We start from the raw sequence: 7,639 nt of genomic DNA, 5'->3' as shown, positions 1-7,639 counted from the left end.
TGACCTGCCGTGGTGGCTGCTGCTCATCCCAGGTCTGGGCCTCATCAAGCTCATTATCGACGGTGGCAACGGTGGCAATGGTGGCGACCACGATGGTGGTAAGGGCACCTCTGAGGTCATCGAGGACAACGACCGCGGCGATAACCGCGGCGAGTCCACCGGTGACAACGCTGGTGAGTCGTCCGAGGAGACTGGTGAAAACACTGGTCGCGATGACCGTGAGGTTGTCGTCCTGGACGCTACCCCGCCGGAGGACGCTGGCATGCCGCTGCCGTCCAACGCTGAGCGTGTCGAGATCAAGCACGTACCGTCCGGTGCGACCAAGCTTGAGCCTGGCATGAAGGACTTCATCAAGTAGTCCGCCTCGTCCGCCGGTCCCTAGCCCATCAAGGCAGGGGTTGGAAGGGGCAGAACTTGTGTAGGGCAATCCCCTCCAGGGTTCGTAGTGAACACTGGAGGGGATTTGTCATCTATTGTTTAATTAGAAAAATTATTATTGAAGTGTGTGAGCACCACGAGGTCAACTGCGTGTTGCGGTGGCCTGCAGCAACGAAGGAGTAAACAGCTATGTCTGATTCGGAAGAAACGAACGGAATCCCGAAATATCCCGGGCAGGATTCTGGTGCGGAATCAGATGCCGCGGCGGCATCGTCATCAGCATCGGTGCCGGCCGGTGGCGCACACAGGAAGCCGGATGATGGTGAGAAGAAGGGCGGTAAGAAGGCGCTCTGGGCCATCCTGGCGTTGATAGCCATCATCCTGGTGGTTATCCAGCTGGTGTTGTATTTCGGTCGTAACGGCGACGATGACGCAGGGGACGCAGGCGCGTCTTCGACGGTGGCGTCGGCCACGGAGGAGGCCGCACCGACGACGAATGACGATCCCTTCGTGGATGATTCGGGTGAGCAGAACCAAGAGATTGATGCTGCCCCGGGTGAATTCCGTGACTTCGGTGCGATGTCGCTGGGCATCAACGAGGAGATCGCAGCGGTTGACCCAATTCAGGTCACTGAGAACGGAATGTTGATTCCGCCGCGTGATGTGTCGCGTTTGGGCTGGTACTCGGCGTCGGCAGTTCCCGGCGAGGCAGGCCCGGTGGGCTCCAGCGTGATTACTGGCCACATCAATTACCAGGGCCAGGGCACCGGCTTTGCCGAGAAATTCACCACCTTGGAACAGGGGCAGGAGTTCACGGTTTACATTGATGGCGAGGAGCGCATGTTCCGCGTGACGGAGGCGCCGTATCGTTTGCCGAAGGGCGCAGGATTCCCAGACGTTGTCAATGACACCGAGGGCGAGAACCGCCTGGTGCTCATTACGTGTGGCGGAAAGTTCGTCGGTGGCCAGCTGGGCTACGAGGACAACATCATTACCGTGGCGGAGCCGGTGGCGCCTGTCGAAGGGGCAGGCGAAGTGCCGGCAGAGGCTCCTGCTGAAGCCCCGGCTGAGGCTCCTGCTGAAGCCCCGGCTGAGGTACCGGCGGCCTAATATCGGATCCAGTGCTGTCTAGCTGCGTCTGTGGGGGGGCTGACTGCAGCTAGACAGAGGCCTCCTGCAGGCGTGCGATGTGCAGCGTTAGGTAGGAGACCTCATCGGGGGTGAGCGCGTCATCGAGGCGCAGCTCAATGAGATTGGAAACAATCTGGGCCGTCTCGCCGGCCTCGGGGTAGCGGGCCGAAATGGCAGTGGCTACTTGGCGGTCATCGGAATCGAGTTGCTTATGCTCCGCCATGCGCACGAAGAGGTAGCGCAGGTGCGTGATGAAACGGGCGACGGAGATGTCCTCGCTGTTGAGCTCCGTGTCATTGTGGGAACCAATCACGGCCAAAATCTGCTGGATGAGGCCCGTCATGCGGTAGGTGCCCGACAAATCACCGACGGCGAAGCCAGCGTTGACAAGGTGCAAGGTAATAGCCACAGCCTCATCCTGGGCTAGGGGGTTCTGAAGTCCATCGTTAATGGCGGCCAGAAGATGCTGCGCGAGGGCAAAGTCCTCGGCGTAAAGATGGCGGACCTCAGCCTCCAAGGGATAAGCAATTGCGGTGCCCCGAGAGACCGCGCCGTGGATGTGATCCGCAACTGCCACGACGAGCGTGAGCTTGCTGCGCAGGGCCTCCGACATGTCCACGCTGTGCATGGCATCAATGACCAGCTGCACGTACTCGCCGGGGATACCGGCAATCATGGCGGCGAGGTGATCGGGATCGCGGCCAGAATCGGGGACGAAAACCTTGGCCACCTTGTCCGGATCTACTGGTGATCCGGGGTGGGCTTGGAAGCCGATACCGCGGCCAGTGACGATGACCTCTTCCTCACCGCGCCGTGCGAGAACGACGTTGTTGTTAAACACACGCAACAGTTGCACGAGGCACCTTTCTCTTGTGGGAGGACTCTTCTTGTGTAGAAAGGCCGACTGGGCCTGGGGGCCCGAGGATAAGGTTCGATCCGCATATGACAAAGCTGGCCACGATGGCGGAACATCGAGCCAGCTTAGTCGGAGGTTTGTTAACGGGTGGTGGTGATAACCGTGTCGCCCGCAGATGCGTGCTTCAGACCAGCCGGAGACACGGCAGCCAAAGCCTTGGTGTTGGTTACAGCTAGGACGATGGTGGTGTCGTAGCCGGCCGCGCGGACCTTGTCGAAGTCAACGGTGGCTAGGAGCTCACCCTTCTTCACGGTGTCGCCCTTCTTGACGGCTGGTGTGAACCCCTCACCCTTCATCTTTACGGTGTTGATACCGATGTGGACGAGGACCTCCACGCCGTCTGAAGTCTTGATGCCGTAGGCATGGCCGGATTTCATGGCGCTGACCACGGTTCCGGACACGGGGGAGTAGACGTCATTGTTTTCAGGGACGATGCCCACACCATCACCGAGCGTGCCGGCGGAGAAGACCGGGTCATCGATGTCGGCCATGGCTACAACCTCACCGGCAGCTGGGGAGGCGATGTCAGTGGTGGTGCCAGCAGCGGGCTCAGCGGCTTTGGCCGGGGCGTCGCTCTTGGTGGCGGTAGCGGTTGTAGCACCTGCAGCGCCCGCCCCGGCAGCGCCGGCGGTTTCGGTGGTGGTAGGGGAGGCGTCGGCAAGCGTGGCGTCACCGGCGTCACCGGCATTGTCGGCGTTAGCTTCGCCGCGCTCGGCGGCCTCACGTGCGGCCTTAGCCTCTGCGCGTTCCTCCGGGGTGCGGTAATCGGTGAAGAAGATGAGCAGGAAGGCCACGACGAAAGCCACGGCGATGGAGATGGCGTACTTGGCCATCGGGGTGAAGACCGGAATGGTCAGGAGGGAGGTGAAGACGAAGGCGTCGGTCGTAATGCCGTTCGTACCCAGGGTCAGCAGAGCCACGGTCAGGCCACCAGCGAAGCAGCCCACCAGCATGCGCGGGTAAATCCTCTTGTAGCGCAGGTGGATACCGTAGAGGGAAGGCTCAGACACACCACCGAGCAGGCCGGCCAGGAGAGCAGAGCCAGAGGTCTGGCGCATCACGGTGTCGTGGTCACGGATGGACAGAGCCAGCACGCCGGCGGTAGCACCGAAGCAGGCGAAGTTCCATGCGCCCATCGGGCCCTGGATGAAGTCATAGCCCAGGGTCTGGATATTGACCAGCATGAGGGCATTAAGCGGCCAGTGCAGACCCAGCGGGACGAGGAACGGGTAGAGCATCGGGATGGCCAGAGCGAAGACGAACGGAGCGTTGTCATTCATCCAGGACAGACCGGCGCCAATGCCGTTACCGGCCCACACGCCGAACGGGCCAATGATAAAAGCGGTCAACGGGATGACGAAGAGCAGGGTCAGGAACGGGACGAAGACCATGTGGACCGCGGACGGAATGATCTTCTGGAAGCCCTTGTAGAACAGTGCGGCGACGGCAGCCATGATGAGCGGCACGAAGACGTTGCCGCCGTACTCCGGCAGCTGCATGGTCATACCGAAGATAGGGATGGAGCACTGCTCAGCACCCAGAGTGTCGTTGGTGACGCACTGGACCGCGGGGTTCTCCGAGAGATCGAGGAACTCCGGAGTAAACAGCGCGGCCATGATGGTGGCCGGGACCCACGGGTCGATGCGCAGTTTCTTACCAGCGTTGTAGGCCACCATCACCGGCAGGAAGTAGAACACGGAGCGCCACATGGCGTCCACGAAGAACCAGGAGGCCGGCTTGTCCGGGGAGCGGAAGTCCACGACCTCGAAGGCATCCAGTACCGAAGCGAAGGCGATGATGAGGGAAGCGCCCAGCAGCACACCCAGGATGGGGCGGAAGGAATCCGAGAGGTACTCGAAGAAGGTATCCATCCATGGCAGCTTGCCCTTGGACTTGGCGCGGGCGGCGGCCTTGACGTCATCGTTGGAGCGTCCGTCAGACTCGCCAGCGTTCTTCATCTGGGGAAGGGCCATGATCTGGTCGTAGACCGTGGCGACGTCGCCACCGATGACCACCTGGTAGTTGCGACCACCCTGCGGCACAGCGCCCATGACCTTGGGGTTAGCCTCGAGTGCTTCTTTATCTGCCTTGGAGGCGTCGGCCAGCTCAAAGCGCAGGCGCGTGGCGCAGTGCGTGAGCGAGGTGACGTTCTCCGCTCCGCCGATGCCATCGATGATGGCTTCAGCTGGCGAGCGAACTTCAGTCGACATGTCAGTCCTTTCGCGGGTAAGCGGGCTGGAGTATAAAAACCACAAAAGACCTAGGCCGTCATGGTTCATAGCGAACCATCCCCACGCGGCAATGAGTGGGGAGCCTAGGTCTTGCCCGAAGTAACAATCCTGCTTTGGAGCCTACTCCGCACGCATCACGTTAAACAAGTCTGTGTGTAATAGGGCACTTCCTTGTGCGGCAGGGGCGTGTGTGCAGGGAAGATGGTGTGGGGCCGGAAACGTCGGTGCGACGTAACGCGGCATGTTCCCGTACTGTGAAGGTGTCACTGTGTGCCCTGTGTGTGAGCGGGGCTACACGCCTTCCCATGAGAGAAAGGTTGTTCATGCCCACAATGTCCTCACGTAATTCCGCATTCATCAGCGTCATCGGACGCGGCTTCGACGGCTTGGGGGTTGAGGCTGTTGCGCAGGAGCTCGGCGCCACCTTCGCCAAGGTTGATGACCTTGGCACGGAACTGAGCCAGGTCCTCGACAACGTCCCGGAGGGCAACGTAGTCCTTCAGGGCACGGGTGTCATGGACTTTGATGCCAAGGCCGCAGCGGCCTTGGGTCTGCCGTTCGTGCTCATCTCCAACGCGCCTGCCCGCACCGCGGAGCTTGCCCTCGATCACGCACGCTCCGTGGGAGCGACTGTGGTGGACGCGCTGACCGATGTCTCCTCGGTTCCCGGTGCCCTCTCCTCACTGGAGGAGATTGAGCCGTATATGTGTGCGGAACTCTTTCAGAAGCAGCTTCTGGACCAGGCCCGCGAGGTGGGCGCGCACATCGTCCTGCCGGAGGGCGAAGATGACCGCATTCTTGAAGCCGCCGGTGAGCTCCTCAAAGGCAAGGTGGCGAAGTTGACGATCCTGGGTGATGACACCGTGGAGAAGCGCGCTCAGGACTTGGGAATCGACCTGTCCGGAGTGGACGTCATTAACCACCTGGAGTCCCCGCTAGCAGAAGAGTTTGCTGCGGACTTTGCGGAGCTGCGCAAGAAGAAGGGCGTGACCCTGGAGCAGGCGCGCGAGACCATGAAGGACGTGTCCTACTTCGCCACCATGATGGTCCACAAGGGCCTGGCTGATGGCATGGTCTCCGGTGCCGCACACACCACAGCGCACACCATCAAGCCCTCCTTCCAGATCATTAAGACCAAGCCGGAAGCTTCCGTGGTCTCCTCCATCTTCCTCATGGTCATGCCGGGGCGCCTGTGGGCCTTCGGTGACTGTGCCGTGAACCCGAACCCCACCCCGGAGCAGCTCGGTGAGATTGCCATCGTCTCGGCACAGACCGCCGCGCAATTTGGCTTGGACCCGCGCGTGGCCCTGCTGTCCTACTCCACCGGTACCTCCGGTGCTGGCCCAGACGTGGAAAAAGTTACGGCAGCCGTGGAAGCCGCCAAGAACATCGATTCCTCCGTGGCTGTGGACGGTCCGCTGCAGTTCGACGCCGCGTGTGACCCCGGCGTGGCCGCCAAGAAGGCCCCGGAGTCCCCGGTTGCTGGTCAGGCGTCCGTCTTTGTCTTCCCAGACCTGGAGGCCGGCAACATCGGCTACAAGACCGCCCAGCGCACCGGTGGTGCCCTGGCTGTCGGCCCCATCCTGCAGGGCCTCAACAAGCCGGTCAATGACCTCTCCCGTGGTGCGACCGTTCCGGACATCATCAACACCGTGGCAATTACCGCTATCCAGGCAGGAGTGAAGTAAATGGCATACGTACTCGTTCTGAACTCCGGTTCCTCCTCCGTTAAGTTCCAGCTGGTTGATCCGGAAAGCACCGCTACCGATACCCCGCTGGTCTCCGGCTTGGTGGAGCAGGTCGGTGAGCCGCAGGGTGCGGTAACCGTGAAGACTGGTGGCGAGGAATTCAAGGAAGAGCTGGAGATTCCCTCCCACTCCTTCGGCCTCGACCGTGCGTTCAGCATCATGCACGAGCATGGCGTGGGCCCGACGGACGTCGAGGTCATCGCCGTGGGCCACCGTGTTGTTCACGGCGGCCGCCTGTTCAGTGAGCCGCAGCTCATCGTGGACCAGATTGAGTCCATGATTGAGGACCTCATCCCGCTGGCCCCGCTGCACAACCCGGCCAACCTCGATGGCATTCGTGTGGCCCGCAAACTACTGCCGGACATCCCGCACGTCGCGGTTTTTGATACCGCCTTTTTCAACCAGATGCCACCGGCAGCTGCGCTCTACGCCATCAACAATGAGGTGGCCTCGAAGTATGACGTTCGTCGTTATGGCTTCCACGGAACCTCCCACGAATTTGTTTCGCAGCAGGTTCCAGGTTTGCTGGGGCGCGACCCTGCGCACACGCACCAAATCACCCTCCACCTGGGCAATGGTGCCTCTGCGGCCGCTATCCGCAATGGCCGCCCGATTGACACCTCGATGGGCCTCACCCCGCTGGCTGGTCTGGCCATGGGTACCCGTTCCGGTGACATCGATCCGGGCATCATCTTCCATCTGTCGCGTCAGGCGGGCATGTCGATCGATGAGATTGACAACCTGCTCAACAAGCAGTCTGGTGTGAAGGGCATTGCGGGTGTCAACGACTTCCGCGTGCTGCGTGAGCGCATCAACAACGAGGACCAGGATGCTTGGCTGGCGTACAACATCTACATCCACCAGCTGCGTCGCTTCATCGGTTCCTACATGATTGCGCTGGGCCGCGTGGATGCCATCACCTTCACCGCCGGTGTGGGTGAGAATGACACCGAGGTCCGCCAGGATTCGCTGTACAACCTGGATATGTACGGCATTGACTTTGATAAGGAAGCCAACCTGGTGCGATCCAAGGAACCGCGCATGATTTCGACCGCCGAGTCCCAAGTCAAGGTTTTCGTTGTGCCGACCAACGAGGAGTTGGCAATTGCACAGAAGTCTGCGGTCATCGCAGATATGGCACGTGAGGCGGGCCTTTACTAGGTCTTAGCCTGTCCGTGCTTCATCTTTTCAACTGTTCAACGCGTTGATTCCGGGCAGACCCCTGAGAGTGGTGT

6 protein-coding genes are annotated in these 7,639 nt (G+C 61.0%); 4 read left to right on the top strand and 2 right to left on the bottom strand.

The annotated features are described in order from the left end of the window. Together HMPREF3149_RS13615 and HMPREF3149_RS07955 are read left to right on the top strand one after the other, a co-directional pair. On the top strand, positions 1 to 358 hold a 358-nt coding region (locus tag HMPREF3149_RS13615), incomplete at its 5' end, for a hypothetical protein (protein ID WP_371440963.1). A 209-nt stretch (positions 359 to 567) separates the two neighbouring features. Further along, positions 568 to 1,488: a class F sortase gene (locus tag HMPREF3149_RS07955; RefSeq protein WP_070537383.1), complete on the top strand. Its 921-nt coding sequence runs from the start codon at positions 568 to 570 to the stop codon at positions 1,486 to 1,488. Positions 1,489 to 1,537: 49 nt separating this feature from the next. Here the strand turns inward: HMPREF3149_RS07955 and HMPREF3149_RS07950 are convergent, their stop codons facing one another. Both HMPREF3149_RS07950 and HMPREF3149_RS07945 read right to left on the bottom strand, forming a co-directional pair. Then, positions 1,538 to 2,365 (bottom strand): PRD domain-containing protein, encoded by an 828-nt coding sequence (locus HMPREF3149_RS07950; protein ID WP_070537382.1) that lies wholly within the window; start codon positions 2,363 to 2,365, stop codon positions 1,538 to 1,540. A gap of 140 nt (positions 2,366 to 2,505) precedes the next feature. Continuing rightward, positions 2,506 to 4,635, bottom strand: coding sequence for a glucose PTS transporter subunit IIA (locus HMPREF3149_RS07945; protein WP_070537381.1), 2,130 nt, complete (start codon positions 4,633 to 4,635; stop codon positions 2,506 to 2,508). Between the two features lie 353 nt (positions 4,636 to 4,988). Between HMPREF3149_RS07945 and pta the strand changes: the two genes are divergently transcribed. Both pta and HMPREF3149_RS07935 read left to right on the top strand, forming a co-directional pair. Next, on the top strand, positions 4,989 to 6,344 hold the full coding sequence (gene pta / locus HMPREF3149_RS07940) for a phosphate acetyltransferase (protein WP_210385432.1): 1,356 nt from the start codon (positions 4,989 to 4,991) through the stop codon (positions 6,342 to 6,344). Beyond that, complete coding sequence (locus HMPREF3149_RS07935; RefSeq protein ID WP_070537379.1) at positions 6,345 to 7,565, top strand: acetate kinase; 1,221 nt, start codon at positions 6,345 to 6,347, stop codon at positions 7,563 to 7,565. It abuts the gene before it with no gap. The last annotated feature ends 74 nt before the right edge of the window (positions 7,566 to 7,639 follow it).

Source organism: Corynebacterium sp. HMSC05E07 (genome assembly GCF_001807225.1).
Classification (GTDB): Bacteria; Actinomycetota; Actinomycetes; order Mycobacteriales; family Mycobacteriaceae; genus Corynebacterium; species Corynebacterium singulare.
The sequence above is the reverse complement of the archived record's forward strand: the minus strand, read 5'-3'. Positions and strand labels throughout refer to the sequence as shown.

Bases quoted from the DNA above. Each gene is read 5' to 3' on its own strand.
- pta (WP_210385432.1), top strand. From the start codon at position 4,989: ATGTCCTCACGTAATTCCGCATTCATCAGCGTCATCGGACGCGGCTTC.
- HMPREF3149_RS07935 (WP_070537379.1), top strand. From the start codon at position 6,345: ATGGCATACGTACTCGTTCTGAACTCCGGTTCCTCCTCCGTTAAGTTC.
- HMPREF3149_RS07955 (WP_070537383.1), top strand. From the start codon at position 568: ATGTCTGATTCGGAAGAAACGAACGGAATCCCGAAATATCCCGGGCAG.
- HMPREF3149_RS07945 (WP_070537381.1), bottom strand. From the start codon at position 4,635: ATGTCGACTGAAGTTCGCTCGCCAGCTGAAGCCATCATCGATGGCATC.